Below are 22,015 nucleotides of genomic sequence, written 5' to 3' on the forward strand. Positions count from 1 at the left end.
TTCCCCTAACACACAAAAAACCCGGAATCCGCGTCCGGAGAAATAGGAAATCCCCCGTCGCACGCCCCCGTTCGCCGACCGAAAGGCCGAATTCCCCATGCACGCCATCCACCACACCGACCGGGCCATCCTGGACCACCCCACCCACGCCGTCTGGGAGGCCATCGTCGACGAACTCAACGGCAGGACCACCTGGTGGCACCCCCACAACACCCACCAGCCCGGTCCCACCGGCCCCCAGCAGGAGGGCGGCACCACCACGACCACCGTCCACACGGGTGGCGTCGGGAAGCCCGGTCCCAAGCTCCGGTTCACCTCCACGACCACCCACGCGACGCCCGACGCCCGGCTGACCCAGAGCCACACCGGCCACTTCCACGGCACGACGACGTACCAGCTCACGCCCCACAACGACGGCGCCCAGACCCTGCTCACCGTCACCTTCGCCACCACCCCGCACGGCCTCGCCAAGTTCCTCCACAAGCTGACCAACCTCACCGCCAAGCACACCACCGCCACCCAGCGCGCCCTGAGCAACCTCCGCCACCACCTCGACAACCAGAAGTAAGAACCGTCACCGGAAGAGGAAGAGGAGGCCCGCCGTGACCATCACCGAGATCCGCACGCTGCCCACCCGGCACGCCGTCACCACCACCGACCACACCGCGACCACCGACGACCACGCGCGGCTCGCCATCACCGTCCACCAGCCTGGCGAGCCCGACCCGAGCCGGCCGTTGGTGGTGCTCGTCCACGGCTGGGCCGCGTCCCGGACCGTGTGGCACGCCACCGCGAGCCAGCTGGCGGCGGCCGGGCACACGGTGGCCACGTACGACCAGCGCGGTCACGCCTCGTCGACGGCCGGGCGGGAGCCGATCGGCATCGAGCGGCTGGCGCGGGACCTGGACACCGTGGTCGGGACGCTCACCACGCCGGAGCGGCCGGTCGTGGTGGTGGGGCACTCCGGTGGCGGGTACGCGGCGCTGGCCTGGGCGGCGGGGCTGTCCGCGACCGGGCCGTCCGCCGCGAAGGGCAGGGCAAGTGTCAAGCGGTTGGCGGGACTTGTGCTGGTGTCGACGGCTTCGCACGGGCAGAACACGCCGGCGAACGAGGTCAAGATGATGGGGTCGAAGCTGTTCAGCCGGGCCCTGGGGACGCCGTGGCTGGGCCGTCGGCTGCTCGGTGGGACGCACGGGCCGAGTGCCACCCTGGCGGCGCGGGAGGCCAACCGCCGGTTGTTCGCCGCCACGGTGCCGGCCGTCCGGGCCGCCTGTTTCGCGTCGACCCAGGAGATGGACCAGCGCGCGGGCCTGGCCGGGATCACCGCGCCGACGGCGGTCATCACCGGGACCGAGGACAAGATCGTGAAGCCCAGCTTCAGCCAGGCGCTCGCCTCGGCGCTGCCGCACGCCGAGCTGCACCGGATTCCCGGCACCGGCCACATGGTGCCGCTGGAGGCCCCGCAGCACGTCGCGCACCACGTCCACCTGCTGGTCACGGCCGGCCGCTGACGACCGTGACCACCACCGCCCCCGCCGGCGTCCTGGCCGCGCTGCTCCCGCCCCACGTCCACTGTGCCGAGTCCTTCGGTGACCCGTCCGAGGAGCGACTGCTGCCGTTGGAGGCGGCGTACATCCAGGACCGTTCGCCGCGCCGCCGACGGCAGTTCGCCACCGCCCGGGCACTCGCCCGCCAGGCGCTGGGCGCTCTCGGGCACCCGCCGGTGCCGCTGCTGCCGGGGCCCGGCGGGGCGCCCCGGTGGCCGGTGGGTGTCACGGGCAGCATCACCCACACGGACGGGTACACGGCCTGCGCGGTCGCCGGCACCGGGCGGCTCACCTCGCTCGGGATCGATGCCGAGCCCGCCCGGCCGCTTCCCCGGGGCGTGCTGCAGCTGGTCAGCAGCGCGTCCGAACGCGGCGGCCTGGCGGCGCTGCCCGAGGGCCAAGCCCCGTGGGACACCGTCCTGTTCAGCGCCAAGGAGGCCGCCTACAAGGCCGTCCATCCGCTGACCGGCACCTGGGCTCCGCTCGCGGCCATCGCCGTCACCGTGCACGCCGACGGCACCTTCACGGCCCGGCACCCGCACCTCCCGGCCGTCCGCACCGGCTCCTGGGGCGTGCACCGCGGCACGGTCGTCACCGCGCTCGCCCTCCCGGCGTCCCGGGCGGCCGCCGCGTGAGACGCCCGCCGCCTGTGGACCACGCCCGCCCCGCTCCTCGTTCGACGCCGGTACGGCTGGTGCCGAACGAGGAGCGGGGCTACGGGGTTTCGCCCTGATCGGTGTGGCGCGCGGCCGGTTCGCCTGCGGCGGGCGCGGCGGGGCTCTAGCGTGGCGTCGACGTTGTCGGCGGACGGAAGGGCGCTGAGGTGGATTTCCCGAGCAGGAAGGCCCTGGACGGGTTGACGGAGGCCGAGCACGGCGCGCTGGCGGCGATGCACGGCACGGTCAGCGGCCTGCACGCGGAGTGGCGCTCGGCGCTCGCCGTGGAGATGCGGTTGAGGTACGCGGCCGACGCCGCCGAGGGCCGTCGCGACGACGGGGACGACGGGGTGGCGCCGCGGCTCGACTACGAGGTCGCGCGGGAACTGAACGGCGCGGCCTTCGAGTTCTCGCAGGCGGTGGAGGTGCTGCTGTGGCGTACGGCCAGCGCGTACGCGGTGCTGGGCATCACCGTGCTGGACCGGCTGGTCGCCGGCAACCCGCCGCTGTCCGAGGGCGTGGTGGGGCAGCTGTGCGAGGAGCCGCTGCTCGGCGCGTTCGAAGCCGCGGTCACCATCCCGGTCGAGCAGTTGCTCGTGGCCCGCGACGGCGCCGAGCAGGCGCATGCCCGCAAGGGGCGGCGGCGGATGGCCGCACTCGTGGAGCAGGCGTACGGGTGCCTGGAGGACGAGGCGCTGCCGGCCGCCGCAGGACGGGTCGCTGCGGCTCGGAGCCGTCTGTCGGTGGCGGCCCCGGATGGGTTCGACGCGCCGTGGCTGGGCTACCTGGAGCCGCTGGTCGGACTCGCACGGCAGGGGCCGTACGAGATCAGCGCGTTCCTGAGGCGCCGGGCCTGAGGCGCCAGGCCTGAGGCGACGGACCCGACCCGGCCGGGCCTCCCCGGCGGCGGCACGTGATGCGGCCTCCGGGGGGCCGGCTGCCGGGTGGACGGCCGGACCGGCGTGGTCGGGCAGCTGGTCAGGCCGCCGTGGTCGGGGCGCCGGGGCGGTCGTCCTGTCGCGCCGTGGCCACCGACCACTGCGGGAACTGCTCCGCGGGTATCGCGGAGGAGGCGGCGGAGTCGGGGCGCAGCGACGCGGCGGGGAGGAACACGACGCGGCAGCGCCGGCACAGCCAGGTCGCCCGCCACACCTGGTGGAGCTGCTGCCACTGCTCGTAGGTCCGCGGCCACTGGTCCGCCGCGTCGCTCCGCCGGCTCCGGTGGGCGAAGTGGACGGCGAGTCCGATGCCCAGCAGGACCGCGGCGAAGAGGAACGCGCCGTAGTGGTAGCCGAGCTGGTACGCGGCGTCGTCGACGTCGGCGGCCTTGTCGCCGGAGCCCAGCGTGGTCAGTCCCAGCAGGCCCGTCAGGCCGGCCAGGACGAAGAGGGCGACCGCGGCCCCGCTCGTGCCCCGGGGCTCGGACGGCATCGTCAGCAGCTCCCGCGTCGGCGGGTCGAGCGGCCGGTCGGAGTCCAGGAGGGCGAGGCGCACGGTGACGGTCTCGTCCGCCGCGGCGCAGGTCGGGCAGGTGGTGCTCATCGAGAGGTGGCTCCGGAAGTGGCGCGTGGTGTACGTGGTGTACGGAGGAGCACGTAGTACAGCACAGGGAACTGACTGCTCGTGCGACCGGCCCCGGAGCCGGGAGGCCGCTCCCGGCGGGAGGCGGCCGCGGCGGGTCCCGACGGGTCACGGCTCGTCACGGCGCCAGGGCGCCAGGGCGCCTCCGGGGGCGAGGGCGAGGTCGGCGAAGCGCTCCGCGATCAGCCGGTGGGCCTCCGGGGAGGGGTGGAGGCCGTCGGGGAGCGGGTGGGCCTCGTGGTCCTGCTCGCCGTAGAGGGCCAGGCCGTCCAGGTGGTGGAGGTGGTGGTCGCCGTCGGCCCGGCGGTCGGCGACGATGCGGGCCAGTTCGGCGCGGATGACGGTGAGGGTGAGCCGGCCGGCGGCGACGTCGGCGGGGTCGCCGGTGGCTCGGAAGCGCAGGGTACCGCTGCTGAAGTCGGGGGCGAGCGGGCCCGGCACGGTTTCGTGGAGCGGGCAGAGCAGCGGGGAGACGAGCAGCAGTGGCGTGCTCGGGTGGCCGTCCCGGACTGTGTCCAGGAAGCCGTGGACGGCCGGGGTGAAGGCGCGCAGCCGCATCAGGTCGCTGTTCACCAGGTTGATGCCGAGCTTGAGGCTGATCAGGTCCGCGGGGGTGTCGCGGATGGTCCGCGCGGTGAAGGGGTCGAGCAGGGCGCCGCCGCCGAAGCCGAGGTTGGTCAGGTCCAGGCCCGCGCGGTTGGCGACCAGGGCGGGCCACGTGCCGGTGGGGTGGGCGGCGTTGGAGCCGTGGCTGATCGAACTGCCGTGGTGCAGCCAGCGCTTGCGGGTGCCGGCCGGGACCGGCTCGACCGGGGCGTCGGTGTCGAGGGCGATCAGTTCGGTGGTCTCGGTGTGCGGGAGCCAGATCTCGACGGTCTTGTCCCGCTCCGGCAGACCGGTGAACCGGGCGCTGCCGGACGGTCCTTCGGTCAGTTCGAAGCGGCCGGTGGCGAGGTCGACGGTGCGCAGGTTGCCGCCGGGGACGCCGGCCTGCGCGGTGAGCCGGCCGTCCACCAGGAGGTCGTAGACGCCGTCCGGGACGTTCGGGACGCCCGGGTAGGCGCGCTTGGTGGGGACGGCGTGCAGCGTGATCGTGGTGGCGCGGGTGCGGAAGGCCAGCCGGACGCCGGAGGGCTGGGACTCGGCCATCGCGAGCTGCTCGTCCGGGATCCGTCGGCGGGCGGCAGCGGGCAGGCGGTGCGGCAGCAGGCCGCGGCGGGTGTGTTCGACGTCGAGGTGGCCGTGGAGGAGGTCCTCGGTGACGGGGGTGGTGATCGTGGTCATGATGCTTCTTCGGTTCGTCGGTTCGTCGGGTCGCCTGGTCGTCAGACCGGGCTCATGGGCGGATGGCCGGACTGGTCGTACGGGAGGCCGGTCAGTCGGTCAGCCGGTCGCACGGACTCCGCCCGAGCGCAGCAGCGCGTCGAGGGAGTCGATGATCCAGTCCCAGGACTGCCGCGCGTCGACGGCGGTGTGGCTGAAGCCGCCGGCCGCCTCCAGGCTGATGTAGCCGTGGAAGACGCTGCCGAGCATCCGCACCGCGTGGGTCTGCTCCGGTTCGCCCAGGTCGTAGCCGCGCAGGAGCGCCCTGGACATCTGGGCGTGCCGGACGCCCGCGCTGGCGGCGGCCGTCTCGGCGTCCAGGCGCAGGCGGGTGGCGTCGTAGCGGCCGGGGTGGCGGGCCGCGTAGTCGCGGTAGGCGTCCGCGAAGGCGGCGAGCGCGTCGCGGCCCGCCCGGCCGGCGAGGGCGTCGGCGACGAGGTCGGCGAGTTCCTCCAGGGCGTACAGGGCGATCCGGGTCTTGAGGTCCTGGGAGCTCTTGAGGTGGGAGTAGAGGCTGGCCGTCCGGACGCCGAAGCGGCGGGCGACCGCGGCGACGGTCACCTGGTCGAAGCCGACCTCGTCCGCGAGTTCGGCGCCCGCGACGACCAGGCGCTCGACGGTCAGCCCTGCCCGTGCCATGTGCGTTCTCCCGTACGGTCGCGTCGGTGGCCTACGGACAGTATGGGATTGCCTAAATGGTTTAGGCAAATGGAAACGACCAGCTCAGCCCGCTCAGCCCGCTCAGCCCGCTCAGCCCGCCAGGATCACCGTCTCCGCCGGCCCCGAGAAGCCCGCCGCCTGCGGCTGGCTGCCCGTGGCGGCCAGCCGGCGGTGCTCCTGCGGACTGACGCCGCGCACCCGCTTGAAGGCCGCCGAGAGCGCGAAGGCGTTGCTGTAGCCGACCTTGCGGGCGGCGAAGGCGACGGTGCACTCGGGCTCGCGCAGCAGGTCGGCGGCGACCGCCAGGCGCCAGCCCGCCAGGTACGCCATCGGGGGCTCGCCGACCAGGGCGGTGAAGCGGCGGGCCAGGCCGGCCCGGGAGACCCCGACCCGCTGGGCCAGTTCGGCGACCGTCCACGCGGTGGCCGGGTCGTCGTGCATCAGCCGCAGCACCGGGCCGACCACCTGGTCGTGCTGGGCGCGGTACCAGGCGGGGGCACCGGAGTCGGGGGCGGCCAGCCAGGAGCGCAGCACGGAGACCACCAGCAGGTCCAGGATGCGGTCCAGGACGAGCTCCTGGCCGGGCTCGTTGCGCCCTATCTCGGCGGCCAGCAGGTGCACCAGGGTGTCGTCCGCGCCGGTGCCGGCCGGGCGGACCAGCAGCGCGGGCAGGCAGCCCAGCAGCCGCTGGCCGATCTCGTGCTCGGCCTGGTAGGTGCCGGACAGCACCACCGAGGAGGCCCGGTCGCCCTCCCGCCCCTGGCCCCAGGTCCGGACGCCGAGCGACATCACCTCGGAGACGTCCACCCCGCCCTTGGTGCAGACCTGCCCCGGGCCGACGATCACGTCCACCGGGGTGTCCGGATCGTCCGCCACCGTGTACGGCTCCGGGCCGCGCACGATCGCCACGTCCCCGGGGTGCAGCAGCAGCGGGGTGCCGCGCTCGGGCAGGATCCACGCGTCGCCGCGGACCATCGTCACGACCGAGAGCGGGGCCCGGTCCTCGATCCGCAGCGACCACGGCGGGGTGAGGATGGAGCGCAGCAGGAACGCGCCACGGGCCTTGGGGCCGTCGAGGAGTCCCGTCAGAGTGTCCATGCCGCCAAGTGTAGACGTCGGCACATCATTTGACGCTTCGTCATTTGAGAGACTCTTGAGTGATCGAGGTGGCCCGCACCGCCCCGATGCCGGATGATCTGCCCACGGGGTATGGACCGAGACACGGCGAACGCGATACGGCGGTACGGCGGTACAGCGGTACCGACAGCGAGAAGTGAGGGGCTCACGACGATGGAAACGGCACGCACACTCGTCCTGGTGGCGGCCACTGTCACCTGTGGACTGACCGCGGGACTGTTCTACGGATTCTCCTGCTCGGTCATGCCCGCGCTCGCGCGGGCCGAGGACCGGACCTTCATCGAGGTCATGCAGCGCATCAACAAGGCGATCCTGAACGGCTGGTTCGTCCTCGGCTTCGTCGGCGCCCTGCTCGCCACCGCGGCCGCGGTCGCCCTGCACCTGCCCTCGGACGGGCACGACGTCCTGCCCGCGACCATCGCCGCCCTCGTGCTGTACATCGCGATGATCGGGGTGACCCGCTCGGTCAACATCCCGCTGAACGACGAGCTCGAGGCCGCCGGGTCGCCCCAGCGGATCGCCGACCCGGCCGCGGTGCGCAGCCGCTTCGAGGCGCGCTGGGTGCGCTTCAACGTGCTGCGCACCCTGCTGTCGACCGGCGCGCTGGCCTGCCTCGCGTGGGCGCTGATCCTCAACGGGCAGAGCTGACCGGCCTGCACCCGCTACGGGCGGAGCCGACCGGGCCGAGCCCCTTCGACGGCCGGCCCGGACCCGCTCAGCAGCCGGGCCGAGCCCGCTCGACGGGCGGCCCCAGCGCGCCGCCCGTCCCCCGCCACCCTCTGCCGCCGGCCCGACTCAGCCGCAGAGGGTGGCGAAGCCGTACCCGCGCGCCTTGAGCGTGGAGATGATCGTCGGCAGCGCGGCCACCGTCTGACTGCGGTCGCCGCCGCCGTCGTGCATCAGGACCACCGATCCGGGACGGACGTTGTCCAGCACCCGTGACCGGATCGCGGCCGTGCCGGGGCGGGACCAGTCCGCCGGGTCCACCGACCAGAGCACGACCTGCTTGCCGAGCGCCGCGGCCTTCGAGCGCACCGTGCTGTTCACCGCGCCGTACGGCGGGCGCAGGCAGCTCGGGGTGCGGCCGGTCCGCGCGCGGATCGCCCGGTCGGTGTCGGCCACCTGCGCGTCGAGCGCGGCGGCGGAGAGCTTGCGCAGGTCCGGGTGCGACCAGGAGTGGTTCTGCACGCTGTGGCCCTGCTTGGCGACCTGCGCGGTCACCGAGGGGTGGGCGGCGACGTTCTGCCCGATCTCGAAGAAGGTCGCGCGCACCCCGTACCGGGCGAGCGTCGCCAGGACCTTGGGCGTGTAGGCGGGGCTGGGGCCGTCGTCGAAGGTCAGGTAGACCACCTTGCCGCCGTTGGCGCCGGCCGCCTCCGCCCCGGTGGCGGGCAGGGCGACCGCCGCTCCCGCCGCCAGGGCGACGACGAGCGCGCCGATCGCGGTCCGGATCCTGCCGACTGCCGTTCGCCTGCCGGGTCGTACGGTCATGTCTGCCCCCTGCGGTCGGAACTCCCGTGCACCGGCCGCCAGTCTGCTCCCGAGGGGCCGTCCGCCGCGACCCTCCGTCGATCGCGAGCGAACGGAACCGGCCAGTGGGAGCACCGGGTGGCGAGCACCGCCGGGCACCGCCGGGCACCGCGGGTATCGGACATGCCGAGGCCCCCGGCGGGGTTCCGCCGGGGGCGCGGTACGGGGGTTCGGCGTTCAGCGCCCCGCGCGGCCGTGCAGCACCAGGGAGCGGGTCAGCGCGAACAGTCCGCCGGCGCAGAGCGCGGTGCGGAGCATGTTGACCGGGACCCAGGTGTCCGCGAACTTGGCCCGTACGGCGGCCAGGTCGTGGATCTGCGCCGGGTCGCCGGCCGCCGCCAGCTCGTTGTTGAGCGGGATGTTGACGCCCATGGTGACGATCAGCGCCACCACGTACAGCGCCGTCGCGGCCGCCGCCCAGAGCGCGGCCTGGCGCCGACCGGCCTTGTGCTGGAGCCAGGCGGCGATGCCGGTGGCGAGGAACGCGCCGACGAAGACCAGGCCGAACAGCCCGTTCCCGTCGATCGCCTTGTTGATCTGCTGCATCGCCGCCACGTAGGTGTGGTCGTCGCCCGCCGCGAGGCCCGGCATCACCGAGACGTCGAAGGCGAAGAACAGGCCCGCCATCAGGCCCATCGCGACGGTGGCGCCCACCAGGAGCGGCCCGGCGGCCTTGCTCCGGGTGGCGGGTACGGCCGGGGCCGTACCGCCCGGCGCGAGGCCGGTGAAGGACTGTGCGGCGGTGTAGGAAGCAGGGGTCGCGGTCTGATTCGAGCGCATCGGTTTTCCTTCGGTCTCCCCGGTCCCCGCCCGACGCGGGGACCCTCCCGGTGTCCGGGCCGCCGGCCTCCTCACCGCTCCCGGCCGGGGCCGGGTGTTCGGTCAGGCGGTCGGCGCCGCCCGGCACCGACGATCAAGTGGACTGCCGTACGGACGGCAGGTGTTGCCCTTCTGGCTGGTCACGCGTTCCACACGCCCGAGGCGGCGGCCTCGCGGGCGTAGTCGGCGAAGTCCCGCGGCTCACGGCCCAACGCCCGCCGCACCCCGTCGCCCAGCGACGCGTTGCGGCCGTCCAGGATCACCGAGAACAGCTCCGCGAAGTCCGCCGGCAGCCCCGCCGCCTCCAGCACCCCCCGGTACGACTCCTCCGACACCGCCTCGAACCGCACCTCACGCCCCGTCGCCGCCGACAGCTCCACCGCCACGTCCGAGAACGACAACAGCCGCGGCCCCGTCAGCTCGTACACCTCCCCCGCGTGCCCCGCCTCCGTCAACGCCGCCACCGCCACGTCCGCGATGTCCTCCACGTCCACGAACGGCTCCACCGCACCACCCACCGGCAACGCCAACTCCCCCGCCAGCACCGGCTCCAGGAAGAACGACTCACTGAAGTTCTGGTTGAACCACGCGCACCGCACCACCGTCCACGCGGCCCCCGACTCCATCACCGCCTTCTCCCCCGCCTCCGCGGCCTCCTCACCGCGCCCCGACAGCAGCACCAGCCGCCCCACCCCGCGCTCCGCCGCCAACCGCGAGAACGCCCCCACCGCCTCCACCGCACCCGGGAACGCCAGATCCGGGTAGTACGTCAGATACGCCGCACTCACACCCTCCAACGCCCCCTCCCACGTCCCCTCGTCGTGCCAGTCGAACGGCACCGCACCCGAACGCGACCCCACCCGCACCCCGTACCCCAGGGCCGTCAGCCGGTCCGCCACCCGCCGACCCGTCTTCCCCGTCCCACCGACCACCAGCACGACACCGGACTCGACCGCGAGATCCACCACACCAGCCATCACACACACCCTCACTCGGAGTAGGAGCCTGTTCGGATCGGCGGACCCGCCGGTGTTCGTGAACCCTGCGCGTCCGTCCTTGTGCTCACCAGTCAAGGCCACTCCGGGCCGGCGAACCATAGCCTCCGCACTCAGTTCCATGCGCGAGCGTCTACACCCCCGCCGCGCCCCCTCCGCCCTCCACCAGAACACACCCAAGCCGCCACGAACCACCCGTCTCGACCCCTCCTCCAGCAGCCCTTGAGCATCCGGCCGGACACTCCGCCGGAGTGGGCCCGGGTGGTGGCCATCGGTTGAGCACCCGGAGCCGGGCGGGGCGCTGCCGGGGGGCGGCTCAGCGGAAGGCGGCGATGTTCTCGGAGACCCAGCGGTGGAAGGGCCTGGCGGGGGATCCGGTGACCGTTTCGACGGTGTCGCGCACCTCGAGCAGCTCGTCGTTGACGTCGCCGCCCGTCACGTCCAGCACCGCGTCCGCGGCCTCGGCCCCCAGGAGCGCGGACAGTTCCCGGTGGGCCTCCGCGCGGCCGGTCTCCGCGACGGGCACCTCCCGCCCCAGGGCCGCCGCGACGGCCTCCAGCTGCTGCCGGGCCGTCACACGCCGCGGGCCGGTCAGCGCGTAGGTCCGTCCCCGGTGGCCGGGTTCGGTGAGCGCCACGCGCGCCACCGCCGCGATGTCCGCGGGGTGGACGGTGGGCAGCCCGGTGTCCGCGTACGGCACGCGGACCGTCCGGCGCTCGCGGATCGCCGGCGCCCACCACAGGGCGTTCGAGGCGAACTGCGTCGGCCGGAGCACCGTCCACGCCATGCCGCTGTCCATGAGCAGCCGCTCGACGGCGGCGTTCTCGCGGGCGGGGCCCAGGTGCGGATGCGTCTGGACGGTGATGGACGACACCAGCACCACGTGCTCGACACCCGACCGGCGGGCGGCGGCGAGGATCTCGGCGTCGGGGCCGATCCGCGACACCAGGAACAGCGAGCGCACCCCGTCGAGGGCGGACGCCAGGGCGGCCGGGTCGGCGAAGTCGCCTTCGCACGCCTCCACCCCCTCGGGGAACCGGGCCCGGGCGGCGTCACGGGTGAGGCCTCGGAGGGGGCCCGCCCCCTGCGCCCGCAGGTCCTCCAGCAGGGCGCGTCCGATGTTTCCGGTGGCTCCGGTCACAAGAATCATCTGCCTTCTCCTGTCATCTGACGACTGGTCGGAGGAAGGCTAGGAGCTCAAGCGGGCTTGAGGTCAACGAGATCGCCGAGAGGGCGCCCGGCGGCCGTGCGAGAATCGGGCAGGTGACGGCCGTGGACCACCCCGGCCACGGCAGGACGGAAGAGGAGACCTCGGTGACCGGGACGGTGGCAGCCGGTGCCGCGGGCTTCGATCCGGACGAGCACGTACGGTTCGCCCGGTACCGCCGGGCCTTCGCGACGGTGGCACCCGAGGAGGCGGCCGGCCTCGCCGCCCGGGTGCTCACCGACCCCGAGCGCTCGATGGCGAGCGGCGCCGTCTGCGAGTACCTGGACCGGCGGGCGGCGGAACTGCTCACGGACCCGGGCTTCCCGGCCTGGCACCGGGAGCTGTCGGGCGTCGTGGCCGCCGACGCCTTCGCCGCCCGCCACCTGCGGGACTGGGCGCTGCTGCGGGCGGTGACCCTGGACGAGCCATGGACGGAGGAGCAGGTGCTCGCGGCGGAGAACCGGCTCCAGGAGCACCTCGCCGAGGAGTCGAACGCCCGGCCGGTCCTGGGCCTGCTCGCCGAGCGCGGCCGCACCCGGCGCACTCGCAACGTCGCCACGGCCCGGCTGCGGCAGGTCCGGTAGCGCGGGCGGAGGAGGCCGGATTGCCGGACTCCTCCGCCCGCGGCGGGGGCTCAGCGGACCATGGCCGCCAGGACGCTGCGCCAGTCCTCGCCGGGTTCGGGGGCGAGGGGAGCGGCCAGGGTGTCCGCGCGGTAGTGCCAGGGGCGGCGGAGGTCCTCGTCGGCGTCGGGGGCGGTGGTGATGGGGCTGTCGGAGCCGAGCAGGCGGACCAGTTCGGCGGTGAAGTCGGGCCAGGAGACGTGTCCGCTCACCGCGTTGACGACCCGGCCGGCGGCGGGGTGGTCGGGGGTGAGGCAGGCGGTGAGGGCGCGGGCCAGGGCGGCGGCGTGCACCCAGGACGCGCCGTACCACTCGTCGTCGGCGGGCAGGCCGATCGGGTGTCCGGCCAGGGCGGCCTGGTAGAGGGCGCCGGTGGAGCCCCAGCGGAGCTGGTCGCGCAGGCGGTGGTGCGGGCCCCAGACGATCGGGGCGCGGACGGCGACGGCCTGGCCGCGGCCGGTGGCGGCGGCCTCGAAGAGGATCCGCTCGCTGTCCAGCTTGGCCTGCCCGTACGGGGTGACCGGCGCGCCGCTGGGAGCGCCCTCGGGGACCTCGGTGCCCGGCGGGCGGCCGTACGCGTCGATGCTGCTGACGAAGACGAACGGGCCGCCCCGCCAGCCGTCGACCAGTGCGCGCATCGCGGCGAGGTCGGTGGCGTGGTCGGTGAAGGTGCAGGCGGAGTGGATGACGGCGTCGACGCCTTCGACGGCCCGGCGCAGGCTGTCGAGGTCGCCGAGGTCGCCCTCCGCGACCTCGGCGCCGTTCAGCGCGGGCAGGTGCGCGGACTCGGGCCGGACCAGCACCCGGACCGGCCGGCCCTGGGCCATCAGCTCCTGGAGCACGGCCGCGCCGACCCCTCCGGTGGCGCCGGTGAGCAGGACGGTGCCGGTGCGGGCACCGGTGGTCCGCGGGCGGGCGCCGGCCTGGGCGAGGGCGGCGCTGCGCTCGTCCGCGCGGGTGGCGAGCAGGGCGGCGAGGGCGCGCGGGGTGCGCTGTTCCAGGATGTCGAGGCCGGTGAGCGGCAGCCCGGTGCGGGTGCGCAGGCGTTCGGCGAGCTGGACGGCGATGAGGGAGTGGCCGCCGAGGGCGAAGAAGTCGCCGTCGGCGGGCGGGGTCGCGCTGAGCAGTTCGCCGAACGCCTGCCGGACGACGTCCAGCGGGCCGCCCTCCAGCGGAGCGGTACCGGACAGCGGAGCGACACCGGAAAGCGCGGCGGTGCCGGGCTGCGGGCCCGCGCCGGGCAGCCGGTCGCGGTCCGGGGTGCCGTCCGGGAGGCGGGGCAGCCGGTCCAGCAGGGTGACCGCGCGCGGCAGTTCGGCGGCCGGCAGGTGCCCGCGCAGGGCGGCCCGCAGGGCGCTGCCGGTCGGCGCGACGGGCCCGCGCACCACCGCGTAGGCGAGCGGCGGGCCGTCGGGGTGCTCGACGACGGCCGCCTCGACCACAGCGGGATCGGCCGTGAGGGCAGCCACCACCGGGTGTTCGGCGGCGGCCAGCCGCTCGCCGGGCAGTGCGGACAGCGCCAGGTCCGGGTTGGCGGCCACGGCGGTGAGCAGCGCGGCGAAGGCGTCGGTGAGCCGGGCGGCGATGGTCGCGTCCAGCGCGTCCCGGTCGTGCTGGACCAGGACGCGCGGCCGCGGGCCGTCCTCCAGCAGCAGGGTGAGGCCGAACTTGGCCAGTCCCAGGTCGAGTTCGACGCTCTCGGTGTCGAGGCCGGGCAGCACCAGCGGGTCGGCGATCCGGAGCAGGTCGCAGCTGACCGAGAGCAGCGGGGTGCCGTCCGCCCCGCGCGAGGCCGCGCCGAGCCGCTCGACCACGAGGTCGAACGGCACCTCGTGGTGCTGCTGGGCGTCGAGCAGGGCGGTGCGGACGAGACCGAGCAGTTCGGCGAACGACGGGTCTCCGGACGGATTCGTCCGCACGGCGAGGGTGTTGACGGCGAGGCCGACGGTCCGGCGGAACTCGGGCCGCGCGCGGTGGCCGCTGGCGCAGCCGAGGACGAGGTCGTCCTGCCCGGAGGCGGTGCGCAGCACGGCGAACGCGGCGGCCAGGACGACGGTGTACAGCGTGGCGCCGTGCCGCGCGCCGAGGACGCGCAGCCCTTCCACCACGGCGGGGTCCACCGGGGCGGCGTGCAGGGCGGCGCGGCGCTCGCGGGCGCCGGGCGGGACGGGCCGCAGCAGCGACAGCGGCCGGGCTCCGGACAGACCGGCCGCGAGGGTGTCGGCGGCGGCCGTCAACTCGGCCCCCCGGGCTCGCTCCTGGCGGGCGTAGTCGGCGTACGAGGGGGCCATCGACGGGAGTTGGGCCGGAACCCCCTCACATCCGGCGCGGTACAGCGCGGCGATGTCCGACGCGATGAAGGGCAGCGAGCCGCCGTCCACCGCGATGTGATGGATCGTCAGCAGCAGTGTGTGGTCCTCGGGACCGTGCCGCAGCAGCAGGGCGCGCAGCACCGGGCCGGCGGCGAGGTCGAACGGGCGGGCGGCCTCGGCGAGGAGCTGCTCGGGGCCGGTGGCGTCCAGCACCGGCAGCGGCACCGGGGCGACCGGGTCGGTCTGCTGGTAGGGCTGGTCGCCCCGGCGCGGGTAGCGGGTGCGCAGGACGGCGTGCCGCTCGGTCAGGCCGGTGATCGCGGCGGCGAGGGCGGCCTGGTCGAGCGGGCCGCGCAGCCGGGTGGCGATCGGCACGTTGTAGAGGGCGCCGCCCTGGCCGAGGTGGTCCATCAGCCACATCCGCTGCTGGGCGTGCGAGAGCGGGGCCGGCTCGACGGGTGCGGCCGGACCGCCGGGCGCGACGGGTCGGGCGGGGGCGGTGGCGGTGCGGCGGTCGCGGGCGCGGCGCAGCAGGTCGGTCTGGTCGACGGTGCTCATCGGTCGGCTCCGGGGGTGTCGTCGGCGGCCCGCAGGGCGCGTTCCAGCAGGTCGGCCTGGGCGGCGACGGTCGGGTGGGCGAGGAAGTCGGCGAGCGACAGCTCGACCCCGAGGTCCTCGCGCAGGTCGTCCACCACCCACATGGCGAGCAGCGAGTGGCCGCCCTCGGCGAGGAAGTCGGCGGCCGGGTCGGTGATCGGGCGTTCCAGGGCCCGGCTCCACGCCTCGGCGACGACCTGCTGGATCGGGCCGAGGCCGGCGCCGGTGGCCGGGTGCGCCCCGGTCGGCCCGCCGCCGGCCGGGTGCGCGTCGGCCGTCTCGTTCACAGGCGGGTGCGCGTCGGCCGCCCCGCCGACGGCCGTCTCGTCCGTGGCCGGGTGCGCCCCGGCCCGCTCGTCGGCGGCCAGCGCCCGCCGGTCCACCTTCCCGCTGCCGGTCAGCGGCAGCGCGGCGAGCACGGTCCAGGCGGTGGGCACCAGATGGGCGGGCAGCTGCTCGGCCAGCCGGGCGCGCAGCGCCTCGACGGCCGGGCGGGCGCCCTCGGCGAGCACCAGGCAGGCGGTGAGCGCGGCGTCGGGCTGCCCGGCCCGGCGGACCACGACCGCCGCCTCGGCGACCTCGGGCAGCTGGAGCAGCGCGTGCTCGACCTCGCCGGGTTCGATCCGGTAGCCCCGCACCTTGACCTGGTCGTCGGTGCGCCCGTGGTACTCCAGGGAGCCGTCCGGCAGTTGGGCGACCCGGTCGCCGCTGCGGTAGGCGCGTCCGATGCCCGGCAGTTCGCGGAAGCGCTCGGCGGTCAGCTCCGGCCGGTCGAGGTAGCCGAGGGCCAGCCGGTCGCCGGCGATCCACAGTTCGCCGACGGCGCCCGGCGCCACCGGCGCGAGGCCCTCGTCCAGGACATAGGCGCGGGCGCCGCCGAAGGTCCGGCCGATCGGGACGGAGCCGGCGCAGTCGGCCGGGGTGACCCGGTGGACGGTGGTGAAGGTGGTGGCCTCGGTCGGCCCGTACCCGTTGACCAGTTCGAGCCAGGGGAAGGCCCGCAGCACGGCGCCCGCGTGCTCGGCGGAGATCGCCTCGCCGCCGACGACCAGGGTGCGCAGCACGCCGAAGATCCGGGAGCGCCGGGCGGCCAGGTGGTGGAAGAGCGCGGTGGTGAGGAAGACGGTGGTGACGCCGAAGCTCTCGACGTCGCGGACCAGGTCCTCGGCGCTGGGCCGCTCGCTCGGGGAGACGGCCACGGCGGCGCCGCGGGCGAGCGGGGCCCACAGTTCGAAGGTGGCGCCGTCGAAGGAGACGGTGGAGTGGAAGAGCACCCGGTCGCGCGGGCCGAGGACGACCGCGTCCTCGGCGGTGACCAGGTCGGCGACGGCGCGGTGCGGGACGAGGACGCCCTTGGGGCGGCCGGTGGAGCCTGAGGTGTAGTAGAGCAGGGCGGGCGCGGCCGGGTCGGCGGCGTCGGGCGCCGTGCCGTCGGTGGCCTCGGTGCCGCGCTCGGTCAGCACCAGGGTGAGCTCCTCGGGGAGCCCGGCCTCGGCGAGCAGCCCCTTGTCACCGAGGACGAGCCGGAGGTCCGCGTCGGCGGTGAGTTCGGCGATCCGCGGGCGCGGGTAGGCCGGGTCGATCGGGACGGCCAGGGCGCCGGCCCGCCAGACGGCGAGCTGGGCGACGACGTACCGGGTCGAGCGGGCGCACAGCAGGCCGACGGCGCTGCCGGGGCCGATCCCCCGGGCGGCCAGGACGGCGGCCAACCGGCCTGCGGCGTCGACGAGTTCGCAGTAGGTGAGGACGGTGGAGCCGTCGGTCACGGCGAGCGCGTCGGGCCGGCGTTCGGCCTGCCGGGCGACCAGGGCGGGCAGGTCGGTCAGGGCGGTCAGGGCCGGCGGGTCGGTCACAGCAGACCGGGCCGCGGCGGGCGAGGACATGGTGGTCACGGTGGTTCCCTTCCGGGCGCCCCGGCCGGGTGAGCCGGGGCGCCCCGCTGAGGAGGTTCGGACGGGGTCAGGCGGTCGCGGCCAGATCGGCCACCCGTTCCTCGACCAGCCGGGCGACGGCCCGCAGGTCCGGCTGGCGCAGCACCAGGGGGGCGCGCAGCCGGACGCCGTACTCGTTCTCCAGGGCCTCCAGCAGTCTCGCGGCGGCGAGCGAGTTGCCGCCCGCGGCCAGGAAGTTGTCCTCGGGACCGAGGTCGGCGCGGCCGATCAGCTCGCGGCAGAGCTTCAGCACGGTCCGCTCGACCGGGCCGTGCCCTTCCTCCACCGCGTCCGCCAGGTCCGCGTCCGGCACCGCCACGTCGGCCAGCAGGGCCTGGCGGTCCACCTTGCCGTTGGCGTCCAGCGGGAAGCGCTCCACCAGGTGGACGGCGGAGGGCACGGCCTGCTCGGGCAGCCAGGGCCGGACGGAGTCGAGCAGCGCCGCCGGGTCGGCGCCGTCCTCGGCGTGGACGAAGGCCAGCAGTCGGACCCCGCCGGTCGGCGCCTGTTCGGCGGCGACCACCGCCCGACGCACCTGCGGGTCGCGCTCGAAGGCGGCCTCGACCTCGGCGGGTTCGATCCGCACGCCGCTGACCTTGACCTGGTCGTCGAGGCGGCCGTGGAACTCCAGTACGCCGTCCGGCCGCATCACCACCCGGTCGCCGGTGCGGTAGACCCGGTCGGTGCCGACCACGCCGGCGGGCGCGTCGACGAAGCGGCGGGCGGTCAGCTCGGGGTCGAGGTACCCGGCGGCCAGGCCGCGGCCGCCGATCCGCAGCTCGCCGGCCGTGCCGCGCGGTACCGGGCGGCCGTCCTCGTCGGTGACCAGGACGACGACGCCGTCGATCGGCAGGCCGATCGGCGGGGCGCCGGCGCCGTGGTCCCCGCCGGGGGCCATGGTGTGCATGGTGGTGGTGACGGTGGCCTCGGCGGGGCCGTAGGCGTTGTGGACGGTCGCGGTGACGTCGGGCCCGGGGGCGCGGCGCAGCCGGTCGCCGCCGATCACCAGGTGGCGCAGCGCCAGCCCGGCGGGCCAGGGCCGGCCGAGGACGGGCTCGGCCAGCGGGGTGGGCAGGATGGACACGGTGATGCCGGCCTCGCGCCACCAGTCGGTGAGCGCGCCGGTGTCCCAGCGGACCGCCTCGGGGGCGACGACCAGGGCCGCGCCGGAGGTGAGGCCGGCCCACAGCTCCTGCACGTGCGGGTCGAAGGCGACGCCGATCAGCAGGCTGTGCCGCTCCCCGGGGCCGAGGCCGGTCGCCCCGCGGTACCACTGCAGCAGCGCGCCGAGCGCGGGCTCGGTGACGGCGACGGCCTTCGGGGTGCCGGTGGAACCGGAGGTGAGCACCGCGTAGTGGGTGCCGACCGGGACGCGCACCTGCCCGCCGGAGGTCAGGGCGGCCACCACGCCGGCGGTGGGCAGGTCCAGCGGCAGCCGCTCGCCGCCGGGCGGCAGCAGGTCCGGCTCGCCGACCAGGCAGGCCGGGCGCAGCTGCTCGGCGACGGCGCGCAGCCGGCGCTCGCCGGGGCGCGGGCCGAGCGGCAGGTGGACGGCGCCCAGCTTGGCGGCGGCCAGGGTGACGGCGACCAGCGAGACCGAGTGGGCGAGGCAGACGCCGAGCAGGTCGCCGGGGCCGACCCTGCCGCGCAGCGCCTCGGCCACGGTGTCGGCGAGGCGGTCGAGTTCGGCGTAGCTGTAGACCTGCTCGCCGTCGATCAGGGCGGGGGCGTCGGGGGTGCGGTGCGCCCAGGCGGTGAACAGGTCGAGCACCGCGCCGTCCTGGTGCGGGCGGCCGTAGCCGATGCTCAGACTGCCCGTACCCGGGTTGCCCGCACTCAGGCTGTCCGTGCTCCGGAGTTCCGTGCCAAGGTGTTCCATCATCATCTCCACAGAAAGTGACGAGCCGTCAGTTCGATGCCTTGGAAGGCGCGTTCACTTGGCGTCCGCGGCGAGGGCGCGGGCCTGGTCGGCCAGCACGGCGTGGCGGAACAGGGTGCGCAGCGGCGGGCGGCTGCCGAGGTGGGGCTCCAGGTACGCGGCGAGCTGGGCGGCGAGCAGCGAGTGGCCGCCGACCTCGAAGAAGTGCGAGTCCGCGGTGAAGCGGTCGTGGCCGAGCACCTCGCGCCAGGCGGCGGCGATCAGTTGCTGTCCGGGGTCGGCGAACTCGCCCGGCGCGCCCTCCTGCGGCTCCGGGGCCTGCTCCACCAGGCGGGCGAGGGCGGCGCGGTCGGGCTTGCCGCCGGGCAGGGTCGGCATCGCGGCGACGGCCGTCCAGCTCGCCGGGACGAGTCCGCCGGGCAGCCGGCGGGCGAGCGCCTCGTGCAGGGCGGCCTGGTCGGGGCGGTCGGCGCCCTCCAGGAAGCCGACCAGGCGGGGGCCGGTCCGCGGGTCGGTGTGCAGCAGCACCGCGCAGGAGCGGCCGCCGAGTTCGGCGGAGGCGGCGGCCTCGATCTCCTCCAGCTCGATCCGGTGGCCGCGCAGCTTGACCTGGTTGTCGGCGCGGCCGAGGAAGCACAGCCGCCCGTCCAGGTCGCGGTAGCCGCGGTCGCCGGTGCGGTACACCCGGGCGCCGCCGAGCGCGGGGACGGTCGTGAAGCGGGCCGCGGTGGGCTCCGGCAGGCCGAGGTAGCCCTCGGCCAACAGGCCGCCGCTGACGACGAGTTCGCCGACACAGCCGGGGGCGAGCGGGCGCAGGGTGTCGTCCAGGACGTGGACGCTCACGCCGTCGAGTTCGGCGCCGAGCGGGATCTCGCCGTCCTCGGCGACGTCGGCGGCGGTGATCTCGTACACGGTGGAGGTGACGGTGGCCTCGGTGACGCCGTAGGCGTTCAGCACGGTGGTGGCCCCGGTCAGGCCGGTCAGCGCCCGGGCGGGCAGCCGCTCGCCGCCGAGCACCAGCAGCCGGGGCGCCCAGCGGCCGTCGTCCAGCGCCGCGCGCAGGTCCTCGCGGACGGCGAGCAGGTAGCTGGTCGGCAGGTTGGCGACGGTCACGCCGCGGGCGGCCAGCACGGCGACCAGCTCGGGCCCGGTGGGCACTTCGCGCTGCGGCACGACGAGGGCGGCGCCGGCCGCGAGGGCGGGCAGCACCTCCTCCAGGGCCACGTCGAAGGACGGCCGGGCGAACAGCAGCGCCCGGTCGGCGGAGGTGAGGTGGTAGCGGTCGACGATCGCGGCGACGTACCCGGCGAGGGCCTCGCGGCCGACCAGGACGGGCTTGGGGACGCCGGTGGAGCCGGAGGTGTGGATCACGTACGCGGCACCGTCCAGCACGGCGGCGGGCTCGGCCTTCGGGAATTCGGGGCCGTCCAGCAGCGCCGGGGTGACGCCCTCCTCCGGCAGTGCCGACGCGCTCTGCCGGGTGGTGAGGACGAGCGCCGGGCTCAGCCGCTCCAGCAGCAGCCCGAGCCGGGCGGCCGGGTCCTCGGTGGACAGCGGCGCGTACACGGCGCCGTGGCGCAGGCAGGCGAGCAGCGCGACCACGCTGTCCGCGCCGCGCGGCAGCACGGCGGCGACCGGCTGGCCGGGGGTGACGCCGGCGGCGCTCATTCGCTCGACCAACTCGGTGACCCGGCGGTCGAGTTCGCCGTAGCTGATCCGATCGGTGCCGGCCAGCAGGGCGAGCGAGGCCGGGTCGTGGGCGGCGGCCGGGTCGAGCACGGCGGGGGTGACCGCGGCGACCGGGGCGGCCTGCGCGGCCTCGGGTGCGGGGGCCAGGTCGGCGATCGGCGTCTGCGGGCGGTCCAGGTAGCAGCGCAGCAGCTCCAGCAGCCGCTCGGACAGCAGCACCGCGTCGGACTCGCGGAACAGGTCGGCGTCGTAGTCCCAGACCAGGGTCATCCCGGCGGCGCCGTGCTTCTCGCCGACCACCCGGCGGTCGTCGGGCAGCAGCACCAGGTCGAGGTCGAAGCGGGTGGTGCCGGTGTTGAAGCCCTCGTACAGCGAGACCTCGAGACCGGGAGCCTGGACGTCGGGCAGCGCCGCGTCGTGCGCGCTGAACATCACGTTGAACAGCGGGTTGTCGGCGCCGCTGGTGTGCAGTCCGAGCCGGCGGGTCAGCTCCTGGACCGGCAGGTCCTGGTACGGCAGCGCGCGCAGCAGGACGTCGGTCACCTCGTCGACGGCCTCGGTGCCGGGGACCGTCGGGTCGAGCCGCAGGCGCAGCGGGACGGTGTTGACGAACATGCCGACGGTGCCCTCGAAGCCCTCCGGGCGGTTGCCGACGGCGGTGCCGATCACCAGCTCGCGGTGGCCGCTGTGCCGGCGCAGCAGTTCGGCGAGCAGGGCGAGCAGGGTGCTGAACGGGGTGTGGCCGTCCGCCTTGCTGCGCTCGCGCAGCCGCCCGGCCAGGTCGGCGCCGATCGACTGGCGCAACTGGCCGCCGTGGTGGCGCCGTTCGGCGCGCGGCCGGGCCAGCCCGGGCAGGGTGACCTCGCGCGGCGCGTCGGCCAGCTCCCTGGTCCAGAAGTCGAGGCCGCGGTCCCTGGGGAGGTCGGCGGCGGCGCGGGCGTGGTCCTCGTACGAGGGGGCGACGGGCAGTTGGTACGGCTCGCCGAGGACGGTGGCGCGGTAGACGGTGAACAGGTCGCGCAGCAGGATCGCGAAGGAGTGGCCGTCGTGGACGAGGTGGTGCTCGACGTGGATCAGCCGGTGGTGGTCCTCGCCGAGCCGGACCAGGTGCCAGCGCAGCACCGGCGCCCGGCCGGTGTCCAGCGGCTCCTCGGCCTCGGCGGCGAGCAGGCGCTGGAAGGCGGCCTCCGGGTCCTGCTCGGCGGCGAAGTCGCTGTGGCGCAGCTCCGGTTCGCAGTCCTCGGCGACCCGCTGGCCGGGCAGGCCCTCCGAGCTGGGCACCAACTCCAGTCGCAGGCCCGGGTGGTGGGCCAGCACGGCGGCCAGGCCGGTGTGCAGCGCGTCCCGGTCGAGAGCGCCCCACAGGTCGAGGACGGCGGTGAAGTTGTAGGCGCGGCTGCCCGGCAGCATCTGCTCGTGCAGCCAGACGATCTCCTGTGACGGAGAGAGTGCGAACATCGTCGATTCCCTTGTGTGGTGGGCTGTGTCGGCACTGCGGTGGCCGGAAGCGGGCGTGGGGTGTTCCCGTA

The 22,015-nt window shown here is 75.4% G+C and carries 18 protein-coding genes; 6 read left to right on the forward strand and 12 right to left on the reverse strand.

Annotated features, from left to right (window positions below):
• The first annotated feature begins 97 nt into the window (after nucleotides 1-97).
• The 4 genes from AMK13_RS29200 to AMK13_RS29215 all read left to right on the forward strand — a co-directional run bounded on the left by AMK13_RS29200 (nucleotide 98) and on the right by AMK13_RS29215 (nucleotide 3,060).
• Nucleotides 98-568 carry an SRPBCC family protein gene (locus tag AMK13_RS29200; protein WP_074004792.1) on the forward strand — a complete coding sequence of 157 codons (471 nt, stop codon included), beginning with the start codon at nucleotides 98-100 and terminating at the stop codon, nucleotides 566-568.
• Nucleotides 569-602: 34 nt separating this feature from the next.
• On the forward strand, nucleotides 603-1,511 hold the full coding sequence (locus tag AMK13_RS29205) for an alpha/beta fold hydrolase (RefSeq protein WP_241853081.1): 909 nt from the start codon (nucleotides 603-605) through the stop codon (nucleotides 1,509-1,511).
• Between the two features lie 5 nt (nucleotides 1,512-1,516).
• Nucleotides 1,517-2,182 (forward strand): 4'-phosphopantetheinyl transferase family protein, encoded by a 666-nt coding sequence (locus AMK13_RS29210; RefSeq protein WP_074004793.1) that lies wholly within the window; start codon nucleotides 1,517-1,519, stop codon nucleotides 2,180-2,182.
• Nucleotides 2,183-2,370: 188 nt separating this feature from the next.
• Nucleotides 2,371-3,060: a hypothetical protein gene (locus AMK13_RS29215; protein ID WP_143204655.1), complete on the forward strand. Its 690-nt coding sequence runs from the start codon at nucleotides 2,371-2,373 to the stop codon at nucleotides 3,058-3,060.
• 121 nt (nucleotides 3,061-3,181) lie between these two features.
• On the opposite strand, the gene AMK13_RS29220 is transcribed toward AMK13_RS29215, so the two are convergent.
• From AMK13_RS29220 to AMK13_RS29235, 4 genes are all read right to left on the reverse strand, one after another.
• Nucleotides 3,182-3,745, reverse strand: a complete 564-nt coding sequence (locus AMK13_RS29220) for a hypothetical protein (RefSeq protein WP_074004795.1) — start codon at nucleotides 3,743-3,745, stop codon at nucleotides 3,182-3,184.
• Nucleotides 3,746-3,892: 147 nt separating this feature from the next.
• Nucleotides 3,893-5,068 carry a GDSL-type esterase/lipase family protein gene (locus AMK13_RS29225; RefSeq protein ID WP_074004796.1) on the reverse strand — a complete coding sequence of 392 codons (1,176 nt, stop codon included), beginning with the start codon at nucleotides 5,066-5,068 and terminating at the stop codon, nucleotides 3,893-3,895.
• Nucleotides 5,069-5,167: 99 nt separating this feature from the next.
• A complete protein-coding gene (locus AMK13_RS29230; RefSeq protein WP_074004797.1) occupies nucleotides 5,168-5,746 on the reverse strand; it encodes a TetR/AcrR family transcriptional regulator in 579 nt (192 codons plus the stop codon).
• Between the two features lie 111 nt (nucleotides 5,747-5,857).
• Nucleotides 5,858-6,865, reverse strand: a complete 1,008-nt coding sequence (locus AMK13_RS29235; protein ID WP_049653291.1) for an AraC family transcriptional regulator — start codon at nucleotides 6,863-6,865, stop codon at nucleotides 5,858-5,860.
• 219 nt (nucleotides 6,866-7,084) lie between these two features.
• Here AMK13_RS29235 and AMK13_RS29240 point away from each other — a divergent pair, with 219 nt between their 5' ends.
• Nucleotides 7,085-7,552, forward strand: a complete 468-nt coding sequence (locus AMK13_RS29240; protein WP_310593231.1) for an anthrone oxygenase family protein — start codon at nucleotides 7,085-7,087, stop codon at nucleotides 7,550-7,552.
• Nucleotides 7,553-7,699: 147 nt separating this feature from the next.
• On the opposite strand, the gene AMK13_RS29245 is transcribed toward AMK13_RS29240, so the two are convergent.
• The 4 genes from AMK13_RS29245 to AMK13_RS29260 all read right to left on the reverse strand — a co-directional run bounded on the left by AMK13_RS29245 (nucleotide 7,700) and on the right by AMK13_RS29260 (nucleotide 11,398).
• Nucleotides 7,700-8,395 carry a polysaccharide deacetylase family protein gene (locus tag AMK13_RS29245; protein ID WP_049653289.1) on the reverse strand — a complete coding sequence of 232 codons (696 nt, stop codon included), beginning with the start codon at nucleotides 8,393-8,395 and terminating at the stop codon, nucleotides 7,700-7,702.
• 216 nt (nucleotides 8,396-8,611) lie between these two features.
• A complete protein-coding gene (locus AMK13_RS29250; protein WP_049653286.1) occupies nucleotides 8,612-9,214 on the reverse strand; it encodes an anthrone oxygenase family protein in 603 nt (200 codons plus the stop codon).
• A gap of 179 nt (nucleotides 9,215-9,393) precedes the next feature.
• Nucleotides 9,394-10,230, reverse strand: coding sequence for an NmrA family transcriptional regulator (locus tag AMK13_RS29255; protein ID WP_198959460.1), 837 nt, complete (start codon nucleotides 10,228-10,230; stop codon nucleotides 9,394-9,396).
• Between the two features lie 334 nt (nucleotides 10,231-10,564).
• Entirely contained in the window at nucleotides 10,565-11,398 is an 834-nt protein-coding gene (locus tag AMK13_RS29260; RefSeq protein WP_074004798.1) for an NAD(P)H-binding protein, read from the reverse strand.
• A gap of 113 nt (nucleotides 11,399-11,511) precedes the next feature.
• Here AMK13_RS29260 and AMK13_RS29265 point away from each other — a divergent pair, with 113 nt between their 5' ends.
• A complete protein-coding gene (locus AMK13_RS29265) occupies nucleotides 11,512-12,039 on the forward strand; it encodes a hypothetical protein (protein ID WP_143204656.1) in 528 nt (175 codons plus the stop codon).
• Between the two features lie 50 nt (nucleotides 12,040-12,089).
• On the opposite strand, the gene AMK13_RS29270 is transcribed toward AMK13_RS29265, so the two are convergent.
• From AMK13_RS29270 to AMK13_RS29285, 4 genes are all read right to left on the reverse strand, one after another.
• A complete protein-coding gene (locus AMK13_RS29270; RefSeq protein ID WP_074004799.1) occupies nucleotides 12,090-14,948 on the reverse strand; it encodes a condensation domain-containing protein in 2,859 nt (952 codons plus the stop codon).
• Nucleotides 14,945-16,870, reverse strand: coding sequence for a non-ribosomal peptide synthetase (locus AMK13_RS29275; protein ID WP_079272621.1), 1,926 nt, complete (start codon nucleotides 16,868-16,870; stop codon nucleotides 14,945-14,947). The genes AMK13_RS29270 and AMK13_RS29275 overlap by 4 nt, the downstream gene beginning before the upstream one ends.
• A 76-nt stretch (nucleotides 16,871-16,946) precedes the next feature.
• Nucleotides 16,947-18,797, reverse strand: coding sequence for an amino acid adenylation domain-containing protein (locus AMK13_RS29280; protein WP_079272586.1), 1,851 nt, complete (start codon nucleotides 18,795-18,797; stop codon nucleotides 16,947-16,949).
• A 54-nt stretch (nucleotides 18,798-18,851) separates the two neighbouring features.
• Complete coding sequence (locus tag AMK13_RS29285; protein WP_074004800.1) at nucleotides 18,852-21,944, reverse strand: non-ribosomal peptide synthetase; 3,093 nt, start codon at nucleotides 21,942-21,944, stop codon at nucleotides 18,852-18,854.
• Between the last annotated feature and the right edge of the window lie 71 nt (nucleotides 21,945-22,015).

Source organism: Streptomyces sp. CB02056 (assembly GCF_001905545.1).
Lineage (GTDB): Bacteria > Actinomycetota > Actinomycetes > Streptomycetales > Streptomycetaceae > Kitasatospora.